Origin of the sequence: Haliscomenobacter sp. (assembly GCF_033763495.1) — a bacterium.
In the GTDB taxonomy this organism is placed as follows: domain Bacteria; phylum Bacteroidota; class Bacteroidia; order Chitinophagales; family Saprospiraceae; genus Haliscomenobacter.
Genome location: NZ_JANRKL010000032.1, coordinates 1 through 21,329, shown reverse-complemented (window position 1 = coordinate 21,329; position 21,329 = coordinate 1). Strand labels below are relative to the sequence as shown.

General features: G+C 46.4%; 16 protein-coding genes. 6 read left to right on the top strand and 10 right to left on the bottom strand.

The genetic code is table 11. The features are described 5' to 3' along the window. Nucleotides 1–117: 117 nt before the first annotated feature. Nucleotides 118–1,752, bottom strand: coding sequence for a SusD/RagB family nutrient-binding outer membrane lipoprotein (locus SFV55_RS03220; RefSeq protein ID WP_320028017.1), 1,635 nt, complete (start codon nt 1,750–1,752; stop codon nt 118–120). Between the two features lie 8 nt (nt 1,753–1,760). Then, a complete protein-coding gene (locus SFV55_RS03215; protein ID WP_320028016.1) occupies nt 1,761–4,868 on the bottom strand; it encodes a SusC/RagA family TonB-linked outer membrane protein in 3,108 nt (1,035 codons plus the stop codon). An 836-nt stretch (nt 4,869–5,704) separates the two neighbouring features. On the opposite strand from SFV55_RS03215, the gene SFV55_RS03210 reads away from it, so the two are divergent. After that, entirely contained in the window at nt 5,705–6,142 is a 438-nt protein-coding gene (locus SFV55_RS03210) for a hypothetical protein (RefSeq protein WP_320028015.1), read from the top strand. 231 nt (nt 6,143–6,373) lie between these two features. Here the strand turns inward: SFV55_RS03210 and SFV55_RS03205 are convergent, their stop codons facing one another. Then, the gene (locus SFV55_RS03205) at nt 6,374–9,190 is read right to left on the bottom strand and encodes a gliding motility-associated C-terminal domain-containing protein (RefSeq protein ID WP_320028014.1); all 2,817 of its coding nucleotides are present in this window, start codon (nt 9,188–9,190) and stop codon (nt 6,374–6,376) included. 243 nt (nt 9,191–9,433) lie between these two features. Between SFV55_RS03205 and SFV55_RS03200 the strand changes: the two genes are divergently transcribed. After that, nucleotides 9,434–9,970: a hypothetical protein gene (locus SFV55_RS03200; RefSeq protein WP_320028013.1), complete on the top strand. Its 537-nt coding sequence runs from the start codon at nt 9,434–9,436 to the stop codon at nt 9,968–9,970. A gap of 237 nt (nt 9,971–10,207) precedes the next feature. On the opposite strand, the gene SFV55_RS03195 is transcribed toward SFV55_RS03200, so the two are convergent. Then, nucleotides 10,208–11,203 (bottom strand): polysaccharide deacetylase family protein, encoded by a 996-nt coding sequence (locus tag SFV55_RS03195; RefSeq protein WP_320028012.1) that lies wholly within the window; start codon nt 11,201–11,203, stop codon nt 10,208–10,210. A gap of 64 nt (nt 11,204–11,267) precedes the next feature. On the opposite strand from SFV55_RS03195, the gene SFV55_RS03190 reads away from it, so the two are divergent. Continuing rightward, nucleotides 11,268–12,074 carry a formyltransferase family protein gene (locus SFV55_RS03190; RefSeq protein WP_320028011.1) on the top strand — a complete coding sequence of 269 codons (807 nt, stop codon included), beginning with the start codon at nt 11,268–11,270 and terminating at the stop codon, nt 12,072–12,074. A 3-nt stretch (nt 12,075–12,077) separates the two neighbouring features. On the opposite strand, the gene SFV55_RS03185 is transcribed toward SFV55_RS03190, so the two are convergent. Continuing rightward, on the bottom strand, nt 12,078–13,076 hold the full coding sequence (locus SFV55_RS03185) for an MGH1-like glycoside hydrolase domain-containing protein (RefSeq protein ID WP_320028010.1): 999 nt from the start codon (nt 13,074–13,076) through the stop codon (nt 12,078–12,080). Between the two features lie 254 nt (nt 13,077–13,330). On the opposite strand from SFV55_RS03185, the gene SFV55_RS03180 reads away from it, so the two are divergent. Further along, the gene (locus tag SFV55_RS03180) at nt 13,331–13,780 is read left to right on the top strand and encodes a DinB family protein (protein ID WP_320028009.1); all 450 of its coding nucleotides are present in this window, start codon (nt 13,331–13,333) and stop codon (nt 13,778–13,780) included. Nucleotides 13,781–13,798: 18 nt separating this feature from the next. On the opposite strand, the gene SFV55_RS03175 is transcribed toward SFV55_RS03180, so the two are convergent. The 3 genes from SFV55_RS03175 to SFV55_RS03165 form a co-directional block, all read right to left on the bottom strand. Continuing rightward, a complete protein-coding gene (locus tag SFV55_RS03175) occupies nt 13,799–14,905 on the bottom strand; it encodes a Gfo/Idh/MocA family oxidoreductase (RefSeq protein WP_320028008.1) in 1,107 nt (368 codons plus the stop codon). A gap of 319 nt (nt 14,906–15,224) precedes the next feature. Then, nucleotides 15,225–16,802 (bottom strand): pyridoxal phosphate-dependent decarboxylase family protein, encoded by a 1,578-nt coding sequence (locus tag SFV55_RS03170; protein WP_320028007.1) that lies wholly within the window; start codon nt 16,800–16,802, stop codon nt 15,225–15,227. Nucleotides 16,803–16,865: 63 nt separating this feature from the next. Then, entirely contained in the window at nt 16,866–17,228 is a 363-nt protein-coding gene (locus SFV55_RS03165) for a hypothetical protein (protein ID WP_320028006.1), read from the bottom strand. A gap of 107 nt (nt 17,229–17,335) precedes the next feature. Between SFV55_RS03165 and SFV55_RS03160 the strand changes: the two genes are divergently transcribed. Further along, nucleotides 17,336–18,367: a hypothetical protein gene (locus SFV55_RS03160; protein WP_320028005.1), complete on the top strand. Its 1,032-nt coding sequence runs from the start codon at nt 17,336–17,338 to the stop codon at nt 18,365–18,367. 173 nt (nt 18,368–18,540) lie between these two features. Here the strand turns inward: SFV55_RS03160 and SFV55_RS03155 are convergent, their stop codons facing one another. Both SFV55_RS03155 and recR read right to left on the bottom strand, forming a co-directional pair. After that, a complete protein-coding gene (locus SFV55_RS03155) occupies nt 18,541–20,481 on the bottom strand; it encodes a glycosyltransferase family 2 protein (RefSeq protein WP_320028004.1) in 1,941 nt (646 codons plus the stop codon). Nucleotides 20,482–20,491: 10 nt separating this feature from the next. Then, a complete protein-coding gene (recR, locus tag SFV55_RS03150; RefSeq protein ID WP_320028003.1) occupies nt 20,492–21,103 on the bottom strand; it encodes a recombination mediator RecR in 612 nt (203 codons plus the stop codon). A 116-nt stretch (nt 21,104–21,219) separates the two neighbouring features. Between recR and SFV55_RS03145 the strand changes: the two genes are divergently transcribed. After that, nucleotides 21,220–21,329, top strand: a 110-nt coding sequence (locus SFV55_RS03145; protein WP_320028023.1) for a biotin/lipoyl-containing protein, incomplete at its 3' end; no start/stop codon positions are given.

Sequence of the window (21,329 nt, the reverse complement as noted above, 5' to 3'; positions counted from 1 at the left end):
CAAACGCAATTAAGTGGTTTTAATGATGACCGCGAGGGGTATATCAACAGCAAGTTATAAAAAATAAAAGGCCGGATTGGGGTCCAGCCTTTTACTTTTTTATAAGTGATGGTCAACTTAATTCGCGTCCCACCAAACGCGGGAAGTCCACTGATCACCTCCTGGAAGTCTGGTGACTGCCTTGGTGTAAGCGTCACCATTCTGGCCCGCTTCTCCCGTTGGATAAGGCTGTCTGCGCGGAATTGCTCCATTTGAGAAGTTTCCAGTAAATTTAACCGGTGTTAGCGCTGGATGGCCCGAACGTTTCCAGTTGTTCCATGACTCAACAAAGTTGAACAAAAGGCCAGTGGTTGCCCAATACTGCTCATTGATCATCTTTAGCGAATTGGCTTGAGAAGAAACGTCAAGCGGGTTTGCGGTAACAAATGTGTTTACCGCAGCTGCATCAATAGCCGCACTGGCACCATATGCCGCCATGCCAGCCAATGCACCTCGCAGCGCGTTGCTGTAGTGAGTAGCAGCAGTTCCCGATACCGTAAAGCTCCTTACAACTGCCTCTGCCAAGAGCAATTCAGACTCAGCATAGGTCAGAATAAATGCGGGGGCATTTACATTGCGGTAGATGGATGTTGGACGTGAGTACTTCCCAATTTTGGTAGCATCTGCGCCAGTGCCAGTTCCACCTGGATAGCCAGGAGAAGTAGTGATGTCGGTAGCTCCGCCGGCCATATCAAAGCCGTTGGGTAAGCCAAGCTGGTTTGCAGGAGTGGAATTGCCACTCAGCGCAGCGTTGTTGTTCGCCGCCAAGCCATCTTGTGGAACTTCAGCGATTACTCCCAGACGAGGATCATTTTTGGCCTTCAAATAATCAATGATGGTTTTGCTCCAGCGAACCTCATAAAAATCAGAAGCAGTATTCAAAGGTCCAGCATTGCCGTTTGTATAGCCATTGGCATTGTCATACTTGACAAAAGCGTCATCAGCTGCACTGGCAAAGGTGCCGCCCGCTGCTGCTTTCTCGGCATAAGTCTTGGCAGTGGCTGGGCTTGCTTTTACCAATCGCATGGCCATGCGCAGCATGAGGGAATAACCAAATTTTTTCCATTTGGCAACATCCCCATTGTACATCAGATCCGCGGTTGGCCCTTTTTTGGAAACATCTAAACTGCTTACCGCAGCGTCCAAATCTTTAAGCAGAGCTTGATAAAGCGCCTCCTGTGTGTCATATTCAGGCTGGGTGAGCCCATTGGCAGCCTGCAGTGCTTGAGCGTATGGAATATCTCCATAAACATCGGTAATGTGCTGCATGTTCAGGATAATCATGATTTTGGCCACCGCTCTTAAATTTTCAAACCCAGTTTTGCCTTCGGTATCAAACAAAATTTGATTGGCCAGGGTAGCGGATCGATAACCACTATTCCAGCCTCCTTGTTGATAATTCGCCGTGTTGGTAGATGGAACATACTTGTCCATGTTGGAGTAGTAGTTGGCACCTAAGGTAGAGGTACTGGCCAAAATTTGTATCCAGCCGCTCTGAAACAGAATAGGGCCACTGTAACCCGTAGTTGCACCCAGATAATTCGCCTGGCTAGAAGACAAGAAGAAATTCGGGTCAAAGTTTGCGGGTGAAGACCTGGTTGGGTCTACGTTCAACTCGGCCAAATCATCGCAGGAGAAGGTAAAGAAAGTCAGTACCGCCACTAAGCAGGCAAGTCTTCCTAGTTGAAGGAAATTCTTATATTGTATTTTCATGGTTCTGGCTATTTGAATTTAAAGTTAAGGTTGAGTCCGATTGAACGGGCAGAAGGCAAACCTGTTCCCTCAATGCCATAGTAGCGAAGATTCGACCCAAATGAAGATTCTGGATCAATGTTCTTCGCTTTGCGCATTAAGATGGCAAGGTTACGCCCCACCACGGACAATTGAATGGACTGGAAAGGAAGCTTTCCAAGTTTTGAGCCTTGAATCTGGTAGCCTAAGGTAAGCTGGCGGAATTTTATGAAATCACCATCAACTACGCTGCTTGAGGTAATCTGTTGTGCTACAGCCCGGTAGTACAATTGAGCTGGAGCTTTCACCGTATTGGGCGTTCCTGATTCAATCACACCCGTTGTGATTCCATCACGACCTTCCAGGGTGATTTTGTTCAAGCCGCGGGCAATGGAATAGTGCTCGGTTGCAGAAAGTACTTTATTCCCGAAACTATAGTCAATGAGAAAGGCAAGATTGAAACCCTTATAGGTCAGTTGATTCATCAAACCGCCATATTGGTTAGGCAAAACACTTCCCATTGGGATTAAATCACCCCTCACTGGGATTCCACTTGCGTCCACTACAATTTGACCATTGCTTCTTTTGTAATCATACGCCATGATCTGCGGACCAGCTAGGCCTGGCACAAAAGCGGTAATGGCGTTGCCTAAGGTGGCGCGATTGGAGCCCAATTGCAGATTGGTATTGTTTAGGTCAGTGGAGATGATCTTGTTGCTAACGTTGGTATAATTCAGGGTTGCGCTCCATTCAAAATTTGCGGTCCGAACAATTACACCTTTAACCTGAAGCTCAATACCCGTGTTTTCGGTTGAACCCGTGCCTACGAAACCACCAGTAAATCCAGCTGCTGGGCTAAAATTAGCACGCATGATTTCATTTTTGGTCGTACGGTTGAACCAGGCCAAATCCAATCCCAAGCGGTTCTGGAAGAACTTAAGTTCCGTCCCGATTTCAATTTCGGTAAGGGTAAAAGGATTCAAAGTAGAGTTGGGGGCAGTTCCAGGGAATGTACCCATGGGCCGACCATTGAATGAACGATCCAAGTTATAGTACAATGATGTTTGGTAAGGGTCACCTAGCTCGCCACTGGTTTGAGCGAAGGAAGCACGAAGTTTCCCAAAGCTCAATTTCCCGAAATTGCCCAATTCACTGAACAAGAAACTGGTGGAGACCGATGGCGTGAAGATTCCCGTCTGCTTTTCCGGATTGATCAAAGAATAAAGCGTGGAATAGTCATCGTAGCGGCCAGTTGTGTTTACGGTCAGGAAATTCTTGTAGGAGAAATCCACTGAGTAGAACCCTGAATGAACACCTTGCTTAGAAAATCCATAATCGCCTCCTGATCGTTGTGACAAGTTGGACAGTGTATATACATAGGGAAGAGTAAAAAACGAACCACCAACCCCTACTGATTCTGATTCATTCTTACGAATGTTACCTCCAATCAAGGCATCGATCGTCAAATCATCGGAAATCTTCTTATTCGCACCAAGAATCCCTTCGATGTTCAACTCAGAACGCTGGGTTTGAGATTGCCCCATCGATCCACTTCCATCAGGTCTGGTTTGGTAGGCAGTTCCCCAGGGAGTTACGTTGAAAGACTTGTCATTGCTTAAATCATAGCCCACCCTAGCCTGTGCGTACAACCAGCTGGTCAGATCGTAACGAGCCATCATTGATGAAATTATACGTCTGCGGCTGTGGTCGTTTTCAAATTGGTTGGTTACAAAGTAAGGGTTGCTTACGTACTCATCATCACTCCACCGAACTTCGGCGCCATTCCTTGAAGCGTCAAATCCGGGGGCCAAGATGCTCTGATCTACGTTGGTTGCCAAAAACAAGATGTTGTTCGCGTTCATTGGCCCATCACTCAGGTATGACCGGTTGTCTGCCTTTTCATCTACGTAGTTTGCAACAGCAGTAACCGAAAGCTTTTTAGTGATTTTTTGATCCAAGCTAAAGTTAAAAGTTTTTCTTTCGAGGCCGCTGTTGGGCACCATGGATTGATTAGAAAGGTTTGAGGCCGACAATCTGAAAGAACCTGACTCATTTCCTTTTGAAACAGAAACGGTGTTTGTAAAGGAGGAACCGGTTCTGTAGAAATTCTTGATGTTGTCCCTTTGTGCACTGTAAGGATAAGACTTACCATCAAATTGAGGGGTAGAACTACCATCTAGCTTAGGCCCCCAACTCATCCGAGTTGAAGAGAGTGCGGAGTTGGCATCCACAGGTTTAACCCCCAAAAGACCTTGACCATACTCATACTGAAAATCAGTAAAATTTTGGGCAATGTCGGCCATGTAATTCGTGTTGTACTCAACGGAAAAATCGTTTTTCTTACCCTTTTTGGTGGTAATTAAGATTACACCGTTGGAAGCGCGAGCTCCGTACAACGCAGAAGCGGACTGACCTTTTAGAATGGTCATACTCTCAATGTCATCAGGGTTAAGGTTACCAATACCGTCACCATTGTCTCCGCCACCCCACTCGCCAGCACTACCGCGCTGCGTGTTATCCATGGGAATACCATTGATAACATAGAGGGGTGAACCCCCACTGTTCATACTGGGCATACCGCGCAGCAACACCTGAGCTGTTCCGCCGGGGCCGCCATTGGTACCTCTTACGGTTACCCCTGGAGCTGTACCCTGGAGGGATAAGGCTACGTTGGTTTCCCTAGCCTTGTTCAGCTGATCGCCATTAATGGTAGAAACGGCGTACCCAAGTTTTTTACTTTCTTTACTGATGCCGAGTGCCGTCACTACCGCTTCCTGCATAGTGAGCACATCCTCTACCAGGACAATGTTCATCTCCGTCTCGTTGGTCACCAGTACTTCCTGCGTAGCGAATCCGGTGTAGGAGAGGGTAAGTGTTTCACCTGGACTAACCTGAAGCGAAAAACGGCCGTCTACTTCCGTAACGGTACCAATAGTCCTCCCCTTGACTAGTATATTCACACCTGGGAGCGGTAATCCATCTGTTTTTGAGGTAACTGTACCTTTTACAGTTCCCTGAGCCCAGGCACCTGTCACACAGAGGCCAAGCACCAGAACCAAGCAGATTTTGATCTGCAATCGTAAAGTTCTAATTATCATAGATTTGAGTTTAAGTAATTCAATAAAATTAGTTAAGGTTGGCTTCGCGCTGAGGTATTTATATTTGACTTTCTATGGGATTATCACAAAAAAAATTTAAACAAACATAGCGTTATTTTTTAAAAAAAATTAAAAAGTTCGAGATTGTTTTACTTTTTCTAGCTTAATTGTCGTTTTGTACTGGTAAAAAATTTGTTATATTTAGATAAATACTGCTTGCGCATTAAAATTTTTTCTATTGCGTAATTGAGGTCATGTTGTTTTTAATTGATTGTTTTTCAATTATATGGTGTGGCCACATTGGGCATGATTATTTCATTTTTCTTTCTTGTTACTTAGGTGAATGTGTTGTGAGGTATGATGTAAAATCCTTAACCAGTTTTTTGGAACTTCACAAAGCTGCGGAAGAAAATTGCCAAATGGCCTTGAAACTGAATCCGGGGAATGAGAATGCAAAGGCACTTTTGGGGGATATGAAGAAGGAATAGTAAGGCTGTATTCAGGATTTGGGGTTGGTTGAAATTATGGAGCTTAACGTTAGCTCAGAAATTTCCAAAAGGATTGAAAAAGCTATGGGTTGACACTAGTTACATCTAACATATTGTAACCGACCGTTTCAACGGGTGGCCCCAAGCGTACCCACCCCTAACATCTAACATCCTTCCAGAGGCTTGCATCTACCAAAATTTCATGATGTGAGCCTCTGGAAGGATGTTAGATGTTAGGGAGCTCCGGCACTCAATCCCGCTGTTGAAACAGGCGGGTTACAAGATTATAGATGTATTTGAGCTATAAATCCCCGAACTTGCGTTAATTAGCATTTTAAATAGCATAACATGAAAACAATAACGTTAATCCTCCTTGCACTCATTTCAAGCTCAATATATGGACAGCAACCTGAAGACGGAACTCAGGAAAACCGAAATTTAATATTTGACTCTGCAGACCTTAAAATAATTCAAAGAGCTGACTCATATCTGTCTGACCGGTTAAAATGGAACAAGCAAGATGAAAGAAAATGTGATGATGACGTAACTAATGGAAAATATAGTCTTTTTTGTGCACTATATAAGGCGTCGCTTGATATAGCAGGAGAGTACAATCATCGAAGAGCAGCAATGCAAGTAGTAAGATTTACATTAGAGAAATATGAAAAGGGTAGAGTTAAAGAACATCGGCTCATGGACTGGAACAATCATCCTAACACTAATTTTAAAGAAGTAAAAAAAGTTCTTAAAGAATCCATTGAAACAGTTAGGCAAAAGTTAAAATAACCATTTTAGCCCCCTGTAGCCAACAAAAGTATTGCCGCAAGGTTGTCTTCGGCTGTAGTTCGATATCTATTGCGTTTTCGCCGAACAGAATTCTATTGAGTTTTTAATTTTTGTCTTGTACTTTAAGTCTTCATTGGGTAGCAGTTTCGGGCTCGGACATTAGCGAGAAAACAGCAATCAGCCAGAGGCACCCTCATAGCTGACTGCTGATAGCTCATCGCTGACCGCTGATCACTTCACCAACTGAATATACCCCTCCAACGGTTTCTCCACCGGCACCACGCCATTCACCCGTTGTTCAAACACCTTACACTTGTAGTAGTACACCCCAGCTGGGAGTGCATCCCCTTGCAAGTTGTTTCCATCCCAATTCAGGTTTGGATCGGCGGTTTTGAACACCAGTTGACCCCAGCGGTTGAACACCTGGAAGTCGACTGAGGCGACAAAACAGAAGGGGAAGGGGGTGAATAAATCGTTTTGATTGTCTCCATTGGGCGTGAAGGTATTCGGCAGCAGGTAGCGAGGACAGTTGTCCACACAAATCAGGTTGCTGCGTGCACTTTCATTGCCCAGCTGATCCACCGAGGTAACCGCGTAACAACCCGCAATGCCCAATTCAGGGCGATGCGTGAATATCAGGGTGTTCGGCGAAGTGACCGTACCCACCAAAGTGTAGGTACCTACGGTATCCCCATTGTTGAAATACACCTTGTAACCCGCCAGATCGGTTGCATCGGGGCAGGTTTCAGTAGGGCGATTCCAGGTAATGGTGTTGACTTGCAGGTCGCGATTCGCACAATCGATCGGTTTGTCACAAATTGTCGCCACTTTGATCGTCGGTGGACAAGGAGGCACATTGTCCTGTGGTCGCCCGCAAGCCTCTTGTGAATGATTAACCAGCGGGCTGACAATATCTACGATCCCGTAAGTGCCCAAAGCCCGGATTTTGTAACAATATTCGGTGCCGTTGGTCAGGTTGCGGTCGGTATACCGATTGGTACTCACAGTTGCAATCGAATCAAATGTGCCTGCGGCATTCTTTTTGAGCACCACATAAGCATAGTTGTCCCAAGGTGTATTTTCTTCCCAGCTCAAATTCAACAGCTTATCCGAAGAGCTGATTTGCAAAAACACCGTAGAGGCCAATGGCGTTGCACCCAATGGCTCCGTAGCGGACCGACCCGTATAAAAACGAATGCGGTAGCTATAGGCGGTGGTAGCCGTACGCAGGTTTTGATCCAGGAAGCAGGTGTCATTGGCGCCTTTAAAGGTAGTGCTTGTAAAACGAGCTACGGATTGGAAAGCCCCATCTGCTGGGGTCAAACCCTCGGCGCGCATCACTTCGTAAATATAGGGCCCTCGATTCACGAGGGTATCCAGGTCATTGGGTTTGGGTTTGGTCCAACAGACTTGTACACTGCCCGCGGTCGCACTGGTGCTCACCACATCCGCTTTGATGATGATAGGCAGGTTGCGGTTGAGCTGCACACAAGCTTCTTTGGAAGGCAAACTTTCCAAAAGATTGTAGGCATAACGGCCACCCGGGGTTGTTTTGGCAAATTCAGCCAAAATTCGATAACAGTAGGTCCGGCCTGGTTCCACATTATTGTCGCGGAAATGGTAGCGCCCTTTCAGGCTATCCACAATGGAAAACTCCGTCAATTTGGTATAACCTTGCCCCTGCAAACCAGGGGTACAAGTATCGGGCTCAAAGGAATTACTACCGATCCTGCGCCAAACCGTAAAGCCCTGGAAGTAATTTTCGGCGGCTTTGTCGCACACATAGGGTTTTTGCCAACTGACATCAATAAACCCATTGCCCGGTGCCGCTCGCACATCCTCTGGAGGCGGCCCGACGACTTTTATGCGTACCGTTTTGAGGATGGACAAACCCGTGGAGTCTCGCGGATAAAAATCGTCCACTGCTCGGAACACCACCGTATAGAACTGGTCCGAAATGTGTTCGCAGCGCGTTTCCCAGCGGAAGGTTTTTACGAATGGGTCATTTTGGTACGTATTGATGTTGGGGGTAAAGGTTGCGGGGCTGATTTTAACTTCAAAAGGCCCACCCAATGCGCCCAGTTTTACCCTTTGCCGGGTTTCTTCGATTGGCGCAGTAGCGGTCACTTTAAACTCAACGACCTGACCCGCAATGACACAAATTTCATCCGGGGCTTCAATTTTGGGAGGTTGATTGTCGCAACTTTGGATCAAAATCTGGATGTCGCGCACAATGGTATCCAAAGGGTTCCCATCCCGATACTCAATGATGATCATGGCCAGGTTGTATTCCCCGGCTCGTTGGGGGGCATCCCACACAATTTCCCCCGTTCGTTCATTGATGCTCAGGTTGTTTTTAGGTCCCGGGCTAACCATGTTGGGAAAGAGGTAATTGGGCACCTGGACTCCTCGGTCTGAAAATGGAACGATCAACTTGTACGCCAAACTATCCCCATCCGAATCGTAGGCATTAGGGTTGTGGATAAAGGGTTTTCCTACACAACCAATATCGATCGGGGGTTGCAGCAACACCGGTGTATTGTTGCATCCATCTACCTGCGGATTGGGGAACGTATAGGTGGTTTGGATGTGGAATTTGATTTGTTCCGAGTTCGGAAAATTGAGGTTGATGATACCTCCATTTCGGTTGGGGTCGTTCATCGAAATCACATAAGTACCCCGGGAAGGGTAGGTGTGAAAAGCGATGTAAACGTTTTTGCGGGTATCGTTTTCCAGCAATTCACCCTTGCCAATGCCATTGACCCCAATCGGACCATTGACCCGAAGAACTTGTTGACCACGGGCTCCCGGAGATTCGTCCCCCCAAAAAATGGTTAAGGAGTCGCGATCCACCATAAAGCTACTCGCCTTGGTGTAGGTCACGATGGTTGCTTTGACGGTCAAACTGGTGACACAGTTGCCCACTTGTTCTATGGTGATTTCTCCAGCCCGGTTGTGCGTGGCCATCGCCATTGGCAAAGCCAGAATGCTAAAAAGCAAACTGAGGAAAGTCGTTTTCTCTGTAAAAATCTTGGTAAAAACCTTCATGTCTTGGTTGTTTAATCCCTCACGTGCTAATGTAACAAAATTTAGAGAAAAGGGATTGTCTGGAAAGTTACAAAGTTCAAATCGATCACTTCGACTTACTTCGAATTCGCTCTGTAACCGTCGCTCAACAACCACTTCGAAGCTTGTTAAACTCTCTTAACCCTAGTTAAACTTTTCATAATCTACTTTTACACATAGGTGACTTCCTGTAATTTCCGCATCACAAATCAAAAACACGTGATGATGAGAAATACCTTTATTGTGTTGCTGCTCTGGGCAGCGTTCAGCAGTTGCAGTCCAAGCTTGTCTTATTTTACCCAGGATCTGTACGACCGCAACCGTTGGACTGAGTCAGAACTGAAAAAAATTCAGTTTTATTTGTCTGACGATGTGTATTTGCGGCGGAAATTGGGCGAAAACTCTTCCGAGATTGTAGAAGGGAAAGTACGGATTGTCAATGGACAAAAAATAGAAGAAATATTTATCCCCCGCAGTACGCCCGGGGTTTTTACGTTTAGCCCCAAAGCCAACCGTTTTGCCATCGCTTTCGAAAATGGCTCCAATCAACGTTACCTCATGTTTGGCCCCAGCCCGAAAGCGGGCGAGCGCTATGTATTATTGGCCAAAGATTGGGAACGAGCTTCAGGCACTGTCACCTACGATGGCAAAGAATACGAAGTCAATTATGGCGCCGCCTTTGCCGGACTAATGGTAGATCTACGCCGTATCGATCGGCAAGACCGGAATAGCCGTACGGCGGAAGGAGTGCGGGTGAATTAAAGTTGAGGAAGATTGATTATCAAAGAATTGATTCAATATCTGGTAACTTTGATTTAAGATTTTTTTGAGTTGAGAGTTAAGAATACATGAGTTTTGATTTTAGAAGTAGGCTGCCGCAGCGATTCTGACACTGCCTTGGTCTAAGTCGCTGCGGCAGCCCACTTCAAAACTCTAAAATCATGTATTCTTCACTCTTAACTCAAAAAAGAAAACCATCAATTTCAATCTTTAAAAACCCTATTTCAGTTTTTTCCTCCGCTCCATCAATTCCCGCCAGGTCGTCAGCACAATCCCTTCTTTTTGCAAATAGGCTTTTAACTCAGGAGATTGCATGGCTAGGAGGTCACTTTTGCGCACATCACCGGAGCCAGAAATGTGTTTAAAAATAGGGGAGGGGGCCGTACAATGCACGATCAGCATGGTCACTCCAGGTTTAAGCCGTTGGAAAGATTCGATGATCAGTTTGGTTTTTAACTTTTGCATGGCCTGATCACTCAATCCGGGTGGAATTTTCATGCCATAGGTTTCATTGTGCAAATCATCCAGTACGGGAAGCCCGTTGTTCCAGAGATTTTTACCCGCATTGCGCAACAAACCCAGGGTGAAAGGATCCAGTTTATTGGTTTCAGCAATCATGCTGCAGTGCCCGGCGGGCATCATCACGGGGATCCGCTCCTGGATGCCAACCTTGATGTAGCGCTGCAAAAAGGCAGGCGAAGCAAACAAAGTACCCATGTGTGAATCCATATGGGTGGGTTCGAAACCCATTTGACGAGCCCGCGCGATTTGCGCTAAAATTTCCTTTTCTACTTCATCTGCGGAAGCATTTTTGACTACATCTTCCACTTCTGGCCAAAGGGCACCCTCCTGATCAACCAGGCCCGGTACTGCTGGCTTACCACTCAGTGGCCCCCAGCGATAATCGTCCCATTCGGAGGTCAGGGTGAGGTGGAGACCAGCGTCAATGGTGGGATTTTTTTTGAGTTGATGCACAAAACCCGGAACCCAGCCACAGGGCATCATCACACTTACCGAAGTAGCGACCCCTTTGGTCAGGGCCTGGAGTGCACCTTCGTTAGAATCCCAGGACATCCCGGCGTCGTCAACGTGCATGATGAGCACCTTGGCACCTTTGGGCCAGCCCAGTCGTTCGGCGTAGGTGGTATCAGTTTGAGCCGAGATTTTTATTGGGTTGAAAAAAATCAGGCAAAAGAGGAAAAGAATGGATCTCATGAAGTGAAAGATTTTGATACCCAAAAATATCATTTATAAGGTATCTTTGCCCATAATCTTTACCATGCGTTTACTCTACTTTACCAATCGAGACTTGGCCAGTAATGTGATGCTCAATCACTTGTTGCCTTTACTCCATCCATACATTCAGCACATCTTCATCTCGGATAAGGTGGGGAAAGCCAATCCAGATGCTCCCCAGGCGCTTCAGGATTTGAAATTTTTTGAACAAATTTTGCCCAACGAATTTTTGTTCCCTCAACTGGATGCTCAGGCCAGAACGCATAAACCCGAATACCAGACTTTTGAAGCCCTGTCACAACAATATGCTATTCCGATTACCTCTTTGAATGACATCAAATCGGAAGAAAGCCTGAACCTGATCCGTTCTTTACAACCCGATTTGGTGTTGTCCATTCGGTATGGCCGTATTTTTGGGGATGCATTTGTGCAAATTCCCCGGCTCGGCGTGGTGAATTTTCACTCCGGCCGTTTGCCCAATTATCGGGGCGTTCTGGCCATTTTCAGGGCTTTGAAGAATGGCGATAAGGCAATCAACGGTACCTTGCACTACATTGATGACAAAACCATTGATACAGGTGGAATCATTGGCTTTTCGGAGTTGCCCGTTGATTCAAATCGATCATTGTTGTGGCATATTTTGCATTTGTACCCGGCTAGTGCTACTTATGTAGCCGATCAGGTAGTTGCGATTTTGCAAGGCAAAAAGCTGGATACCCTGCCTCAAAATGAAGCGGAATCAGCTTATTTCAGCTTTCCCCATGCTGAAGAAATTGCCGAATTTGAAGCAGCAGGATGGAAAGTGGTTGATGCAGCTGAATACGCCGCTGTTATCAAGCATTATTTATAAGTTTTACCAACTTTGTTCAAACCCTCGCTTTTCGGCAATGCCATTCGCCAGGTCAAGCACCAGTGCGGCGGCGACTGCTGAATTCCCTTTGCCAATACCCATATTATCATAAGGATGCATCAGGGCTTGATATGACTTGTAAAAACCATAATTGCCAACCATTTGTAAGCTGCTGTTGCGTAGGTAGCTGGCATTTTCTTTAAATCCATAGCGGATCAAGCCAGCGTAAATGATTCGATTCAAAAGTAAGGAGACCGTTTCGTTTGAACTACCACTAGCGGGGAGCCGGCTGGGCAATAACCAATAATTATCCCGGAAATATCTTTTGATCAAATTCCGGCACATTCCCTCGGCTAGTTCCTGATCGGGCACTCCAGCCCAAAGGGGAAGGTAATTGGCAAGGTTAGGATTGCCCAATTTCTGCCCAGAATGGAGGTCAAAACCACAATAACTTTTTGACGCATCATCCCAGAGGTCTTCATTCAAACCAAATACCGTAAGTTCATGCCATTGGATGAGATCCCCTAAATCGCGTTGAAGCTTTTCCCCCATTTCAATCAAACACTCATTGGCGCGGCAAAGCAAACCCAAAAAAGCAGGATCCTGAATTTTAAATGGAGCATGGTAGTTTTGAAAAAACTCGGGCAATACTGTCTCTTCGGCAAAATGAATACAAGGCAGGCCCATTTCCTGAGGGTCGCGGTGCAAATACCAATAATGATGCGACTGTAGCAAAGCATCAAATAACGCCTCAATACGGGCAGCGGAAGGGTCTTTTTTCCAACAAGCCCAGGCCAAAATACTGTAAAAAGGAGGTGTGCAAATTTGAGCATCTTGCACCTGAGGAATACAACCTTGTTCAGTTTGTCGGCTCAATTCCTGCTCCAGCCAGTGCCAGACTTTTCCGACATCGCTATGGGCATAACCCAAACCCAGGGCCAATTGCTCCATCGCTGAAGCGGTATGTTGAAAGGCATCATCAGTTGCATGCAGGATGTGCATGGCTGTTTGTGCCAATGACGTTTTAGTTATCAATGTACTAGTGTTTCCAGTCGTGTTCAATATTGGGCTGCAGATTCACGGGAGGAGGGAATGCAAAATTAGGCATTCTATACGGTTAAAGGGGCATTTGAGTTTCCATTTTTTTTAATCTATTTTTCATCCCTGGATTACCCTTGCTTCTCGTTGTGCTTTTGTACCTTTAGAACCGTGAGTAAGAGAAAAGCAACTCATGGCACCAACTCATTTTTGTTGTTATGCATCGTCAAGAAATTATTGAACTATTGCGCCGTACTTTTGATGGCGCAGCCTGGCACGGCCCATCCGTGATGGAAACCCTGCGCAAAGTAACAAGCGACCAGTTGGGCAACCAAATTGGCGATAGTCATACCCTGATAGAGTTGGTAGAACACATGACCGCCTGGCGTCGTTTTGCCATCGAAAAATTACGCGGCAATACCACTTTTGATGTGGATGACAAGGCCAATTTTCCCGTGGTGAGCCCCAATGAAGAAAGTTGGCTCATTACCCTCCAACAATTTGAAGACAGCCAATTGCATTTAATCGAACAATTGGAACAATTGGATGATTCCCGCCTGGAACAAATTGTGGAAGGTCGAAGCTATTCCTATTTAGTGATGCTTCATGGTTTGATCCACCACGATGTGTACCATTTGGGGCAAATTGTTTTGTTGCGAAAAAAATGATCAATTGTTCTATTGATCTTATTTCTCTTTAAAAAATTTAGCCCACTCCACTACCTTTCCCGTCTTCGCCGAATGTTTTGCCGCTTCCAAAATTTGCACAACGATCCGGTTATTGTCCAATGCCGATAAGTCAAAACTTTGCACTTTGATTCTCCCGCGCACTACCCCTTCCAGGTAGGTAAAGGGATCATTGACAGGTAGCGGGTCGGCTATAAGGGGTGTTCCTCGATCTTCCAGCTTTGGCCCGACCAGCATGTCCTTGCCATTTATACATTCGATGACGCCATTTTGCCCATAAATTTCCACGTCTTTGCGGCCATAAGGCCAATTCCAGGAAGCCTGGATGACCACCTCCGTATTGGCGTATTCCAGGATGATGGTAGCTTCGTCGTCTACTTTGGGGTAGATGTTAGGTTTGATGTGGCGCAGGTTACAAAACACGCTTTTGGGCGTTTCTCCTTTGAGCAGCCAGGTGGCAAGGTTAGCGCCATAACAACCAAAATCAGTCAATGCGCCCCCACCATTGAGCACCGGATCGGTCAGAAAAGCCAAAAACTCGGCGCTACATCCAATCTCCACTGGACCAGGATGGCCGTGATGGAAAACCATTTTGCGGATTGGCCCTATTTTGTTTTCCTGGTGGATCAGTTCGTAAGCTTTGGTGTTGCTGCCGTACCAGGTTGTTTCGTAATTGGTAAGCAACTGGATTTGGTGTTTTTGCGCCAGTTCAATCATCCGTTGCGCATGTTTCCAGTTGGCCGCCAGGGGTTTTTCTACCATTACATGAATGCCTTTGGGTGCGCAATACTCCACCGTACTGAGGTGATCGTAAATAGAATTAAATGCGGTTACTGCTTCGGGTTTGGTTTTTTCCACCATTTCTTCAATGGTATTGTACACCAAACTCAGGTCAAAGCCGCGTCTTTTGGCATGGCGTTCGGCCAGGGCGCGGTTGGGTTCAACGATGCCGACAATTTCGATATCATTGGCTTTGGCCCGGCCTAGAATCCAGTTGACGTGATCGTGGGTTAAGCCGACTACGCCGATGCGGAGGGGGTGCTGGGCCTGCAGGCTACCCAGGATTTGGCAAAAAAGCAAGGTCAAGAAGAGTTGAAAATTTTTCATATTGAAACGTGGGTTTTGAGTATTTCGATGGAAATATCAACTAGTTGGTTGTCTTTTATTAATGCATTGCCTTTGAATTTAATTTTTTAACCGCAGAGTTTCGCAGAGTGCACGCAGAGTTTCACGGAGTAGCCACCTTCGGTGGTGAAGAGTATGCAGAGGCCACATTGAATTAGCACTAGAATAAAACCATCAAATTTTAATGGCCTACGAACTCCAGCCACCGCAGGTGGCAAAACTCCTTAAAACTAGAAAAACTCTGTGAAACTCTGTGTGTACTCCGCGAAACTCTGCGGTAAAAACGATGCCAATTCAGAACTCATGTTACTGAAAGGGTTTTTGGTGCTAAAAATAGAGCTACCTGTTCAGCACCAATTTGCAAAGTAGCTTGTACCAATAGCTCCAAATCAGCTTTTTTTGTTCGTTGATTCACGATACACACCCTGATGGCATACCGCCCCTGCAAGAGGGTAGAAGATGGTGAAGCAATACCCCGCTCCTGCAATTGAATCAATATTTCACGGTTTAAGGCGTTGAGTTCGGCTTCGCTAAGTTCAGGATGGATGTACCGATAACACACAATACTGAGAGAAACCGGGGCCAGCAATTCCAATTCTGGTGCATTCTCCACCATTTGACCTAAATACGCCGCCTGCAAGTTGTTTTGTCGAATCATGGCTGCATATTTGGCCAGACCATGTTCTTTCAGGGACATCCAGATTTTGAGGGCTTTGAACCCTCGCGACAATTCAAAACCATAATTGTTGATCGATTCCAAGCCGCCAGCCAGGCCGCGCTTCTCTTGCAACAAATAATTTGGAGTGATCGCAAAAGCATTGCGGTGCACTTCCGCATTTTTTATCAAAGTGCAGCCCACTTCGTAGGGGATGTAGAGCCACTTGTGCAGGTCGAAGGCGACACTATCGGCTTTTTCAATGGCCTGGAGTGCTGGAGCGTATTGAGGATCAAGTTTGGCTAGCGCTCCATACGCCCCATCTACGTGGAACCACAATTGGTAGCGTTGACAAATCTGCCAGAGTTCTTCAAGGGGGTCGATTGCCCCGGTATTGACCGTACCCGCAGTGCCAACCACACAAAATGGACGATGCCCGGCAGCGAGATCGGCTTCGATGCATTCAATCAGTTCAAGGGTATTGATCTCGTATTGGGCATTCACTGAAATTTTGCGCACCGCTTCAGCACCCAAACCCAGAATTTCCACCGCTTTTTGAATACAACTATGGGTTTCCGCCGAACAGTACAGCGTCATCTGGCTGCCAACGTTGAATAAACCTTCCTGGCGCACACTGGCCTGATGATTGCGGGCAACGGTGAGCGCAGTAATGTTGGCCATCGAGCCGCCGCTGAGCAAAATCCCGGAAGCTTCAGCAGGATACTTGAGCATTTGTTTGCACCAATTGACCACCTGCTGATCCACGTAGAGCGAAGCGTGTTCTCCAATTGTAACATTTGGGTTCATGGTGGCGGCCAGCATGTCGGCCAATACGCTCAGCGGGGTGCCAGTGCCTTGTACCCAGGCAAAAAAGCGCGGGTGAATGTTGCCTTTGGTGTAGGGAAATATGTACTGTTTGAACTCCTGATAAATGCTGTCAATGTCTTGTGGCTCCTGAGGGATATCCGTTGCGAGAAAGTGTTTGACTTCATCGGGGATGGGCTTCCAAACGGGTTGTTGGCCAATGTTTTCCAGATAATCCATCACATCATCGATCATTTGGTGCCCAAGTTGCCGCATTTGCGTCCAGTCTTGGGGGTCTAGAGTCAGGTTTTGCCCCACCTGATCTTCCAATTGTTCCCGATTCGTTCCTTGCATGTTGGTGTTACTTTTTTCAAAGATACCAGACTGGGCTTTGCTTTCCAACCCGAATCTTGCGATCATAAAAAATGGGTCATTGATCTTTTTCGATCAATAACCCATTTTTGTTTTTTCAACACATTGAGGTCACAACTTGGCCGCCTCAATGACCTGTCCCTTTACCTCCATTCTAACCTTGATGACTTTTTTCTGTTCATCCCGGATAAAGGTGGCGGTACCTTCATAACCCACAATGCTCAATACATCTGGAGTGTTGGTAGGCTTGAGTTCAGCACTGCCCTGGCCTTCCAGGGTACCAATGACTTTCCCTTGTTCCCAGCTTACGATGATAGTGCCCATTCCACCGGTGTCGTATTTGCCCAAAAGCTCCTTTGCGCCCAAAGAGTCTAATGCAGTTGTGGCCGGAACTGAAGTTGTTGGTGCCTGTGCATTAGCTGTGCCCAAGGCCAAGAACAGTCCTACGATGAGTGTGCAGAGTAGTGATTTCATAAAAATGAGACTATTTTGGTGATTAATGATGAAGCAAAATAAGGCTTTTTGTAGCAGCTCCAAATAAATTTATAGGCACACGATGTTAAGTTTTTGGAACCAAATGCATGCCTTTTTTGGTTCTGAAGCCCAAACCTCAACAACAAAGCAAAATGGGTGGTAATTTGTTCAAATTGGGTCGTTTGCCCAAGGCCGAGTACCTGGAAATCGAGGGAGAGTTGAGACAATACCTGGATCAAAAGCTGGGCGATTTGTACCGCATTCCCCGCTATTATCGCAACAAACCGGACTTTGGCGATGTGGACATTATTGTTTCAGATGCGGCCATCCAAAGCACTTGGCAGGATTTGCGCATGGAGTTGAGCAAGGATTTGGGGATTCAGCAACACAAGTCTCTGGGTTCAGTTTTTAGCACAGTGCACCAAAACTTTCAGGTCGATTTCTTTTACCGCGAACATCGCTATTTTGACAGCACTTACAATTATCTTTCTTTCAATGATGTGGGCAATATTTTGGGGAAAATTTTCAAACGTTTTAACCTGAAATACGGCGAACAGGGTTTGTTGTACGTATTCCGACGGGCCGACGGTCATTTCCAAAAAGACCTGGAGGTTTCTCAGGATTTTGAACGCATTTTTGCTTTTTTACAACTGGATTATGCCCATTGGCTGCGTGGCTTCGATACCCTAGATGAGTTGTTTCGCTGGGCAATAGCCAGCCCCTATTTTTCCATCCATCCTTATCAAGATCAAGATGCCACGACTACTCAAAGGGTAAAGGAACGTACAACCATGCGTCGATTTGTGGATTGGTTGGAGGTACAGGGCATCTCCCAACAGTTTGAGTTTTTACAAGATCGGGATGCTTACTTGCCCATGATTGCGGCCTTTTTTCCGGAAGGAAATTTGTTGGAAAAAATGGAACAGGAGCGCCAAAGGGAGGCTTATGTATTGCGCTTGCGAGAAAAGTATTCAGGCCAGGTGATCATGCGGTTGTTTCCCGATTTACAAGGGAAAGTATTGGGGGATTTTATGCGGAGTTTTGAGGCGCAATGGGAAGATCATGAGGCGGTTTTGGCAGGGATGGATGCGGAGGAAATTTTGGCTCGGTTGAGACAGTTTAAAGCAGATTATTACTAGATTTCTGATGTGTTGATTAACAATAATTGGTAGGCATGTACACGATCTGAAGCCCCTCCCCGAAAGTTTTACACTTTCGGGGAGGTAGAGCAATGTAACGCTGCTTGACCTCTCGGAAAGTCTAAAACTTTCGGAGAGGGGCTCTAGATTTGAGCTCAAATCCTTGATTCTCTCTAAATCTCTTTCCGCCAATACCCCCACAATATCCGCAAATCTTCCCCCACCCGATAATCCCGGGCATATTGTTGGTCCAGTTTGTATAGTGTAACGCCAGGGAGTGAAGACGAATGCGAGATATCCGCTGGCGTCAAAATCCCCGGTTTAAGTTTCGGCAGGTTTGTTTCAACCTGGCAGTACCCAACCCAGGTTTTTTGACCAACCAAAACGGGCCAGGCATTGGCCCAAAGGCGTTGTTTGTGTTTGGCCAAAAAGATACTAATCGGAAAACTGGGCAACAAGACAATAGCCAGCAGCAGGTCCAATAAACGTTTGTTGCGGCGGTTTTCAGGATGGGCGATATTGTACGAAGCATCTACCCGATACAATTCCCCATTGAGGTCTTTGTTACTGCTGCCGATGATGCTGTCGCTGTTTTCAGGTAAAATCTTGTAATCGAGTTGTTTGCCCAAACTTTCCATCGTGGCAATAATTCGAGTATGGCTCAGGTCTTTACTGCAAAAAATGACCTCATCCAGATGGAACATTGCAGTAATAGCTGCCAAATTCTGCAAATTTCCCAGGTAAAGGTGCGCTTCAGCTGTATTGGCCTCTGGGGCAATGAGCCCAATGGTTTTTTTGCGGGAGCCAATGGCCCGCAAAATGGCTTCCGCCCGCCGGGTTTCTTCAATGGAGCCCACCAGTGCCAGGCGTTTTTCGGCTTGTTCTTCCAGACTGAAATTCCCCCGACCCAGCGCACTAATTAAGGCGCGCAGGAGCGGAACAGCCACTAGCGCCCAAATGGTACCCAATACAATCAAAGCCCGTGAACTGCGGTACACCAGATCCAGAAAACCATAGATTGCAGCAATGGCCACCGTGCCAATCAATATGCCGCGCACCACTTGCCAGAGATTGGTGCGCCGGTCATAAGCCCCACTGAAAAACAAGGCCAGTAGCCAAATCCCGGTGTACAAAGGAGCATTGAAATACAGGAAAGAACTTTCAAAATGATCCGGATTGTGAAAATGGTAAATGGACCAGAATTTTTTTAAAAAACTCAATCCACCATACAAAGCTAACCCGTCGAGCAATGGCCACCAGGCGCGGCGAAAAAAATTGGAGACCAAAGTCAAAGCGGCGCGAAAATAAATCGCCAGTTGGAGCATCAACACAAAGCCCCGGGCATTTCCCCCCTGAAAATGTTTGCGGGCAAACAGGATCATGGCCTGATAAAAAATGCGAACATAATTGACGCTGCCTTTTTTGGTGCTTTCCCCTTTGTAATGGATGATGCTGGTATCGGCCAGGTAATGGTTGCTAAATCCACCTTGCTGGATGCGGTAGGAAAGGTCGATGTCTTCACCGTACATAAAAAACTGCTCGTCCAGCAAGCCTACCTTGTCTAGTGCAGTTTTGCGTATAAACATAAAGGCCCCCGAAAGGACATCAACTTCGTGATTCTGCTCTTTGGTTAAAAAACCCAGGTGGTACCGATTAAACAAACGGGATTTTGGAAAAAAACGCGACAAGCCGAAGGTTTTGCAAAAAGCCACAAAAGGAGAGGGGAAACCGCGCTTTGACTCGGGTAAAAAAGCCCCCGAACCATCGATCATTTTAACCCCCAAAGCACCAGCTTTCGGGTGCTTTTCCATAAAATCAACACATACTTGTAAGGTGTTTTCCGCAATAACTGTATCGGGATTGAGAAGCAGAATGTATTCGCTTGTAGCCTGGCGGATGGCTTGATTGTTGGCTTGTGAAAATCCTACATTGCGCTCATTGGCAATTAAATGTACCTCTGGGAACTTCTCTTGTACCATTTGCACCGAGCCATCCCTGGAGGCATTGTCGACCACCCAAACTTCTACCTCCAAACCCTGGGCGGCTCTGCGCAGGGCCAATAAGGCTTGTTCCAGAAAAAATTTGACGTTGTAGTTGACGATGATGATGGTCATAATACCAAGCTTACTCCTGCCGCTGATACGGTACCCGTGCCACAATTGACCGACCCAGGGTCAATTCATCTGCATACTCCAGTTCTCCGCCGAAGGAAACCCCACGAGCGATGGTGCTGATTTTCAGGTCCAGGTCTTTCAATCGTTTGGAAATGTAAAAAATGGTGGTTTCTCCTTCAATGGTTGGGCTGATGGCCATTACAACTTCCCTGACTTCTCCAGCGGCAAGGCGTTGCTCTAACGAATCTATGGTCAGTTCACCAGGACCAATCCCTTCCAGGGGTGAAATCACTCCCCCCAAAACGTGGTACATGCCCCGGTATTGCCCGGTATCTTCGATTGCCATCACATCGCGAATGCTCTCGACCACACAAATAACCTGCTGGTCGCGGCGTTGGTCACGACAAATGTTGCACAGTTCCTCGTCCGAGAGGTTGTGGCACACTTTACAAGACTTGATTTCGCGGCGCATCTTGACAATGGCATCGCCAAATTGGTCAACTGTTTCGACTTCCCGGGTGACCAGGTGCAAAACCAAACGCAATGCCGTTTTTTTGCCGATTCCCGGCAGGCTGGCAAAGGCGTTAACAGCCTCTTCTAGTAGCTTGGATGACAAGTTCATTGGGTAAAGATAAGCACTAAGTAAATTTTTCTTTGAACAAATTGGTGTACTTTGGGTATTACTGTAAATTTGGTCGCGAATTTAGTAATTCACTTAAACGACAAAAAGCAAAACCTATGGCTGAAGTCATCCGGATGCCCCGTATGAGCGATACGATGGAAGAGGGCAATATCATTGGTTGGTTGAAAAAAGAGGGAGACCACGTTGAACCAGGCCAAACCCTGGC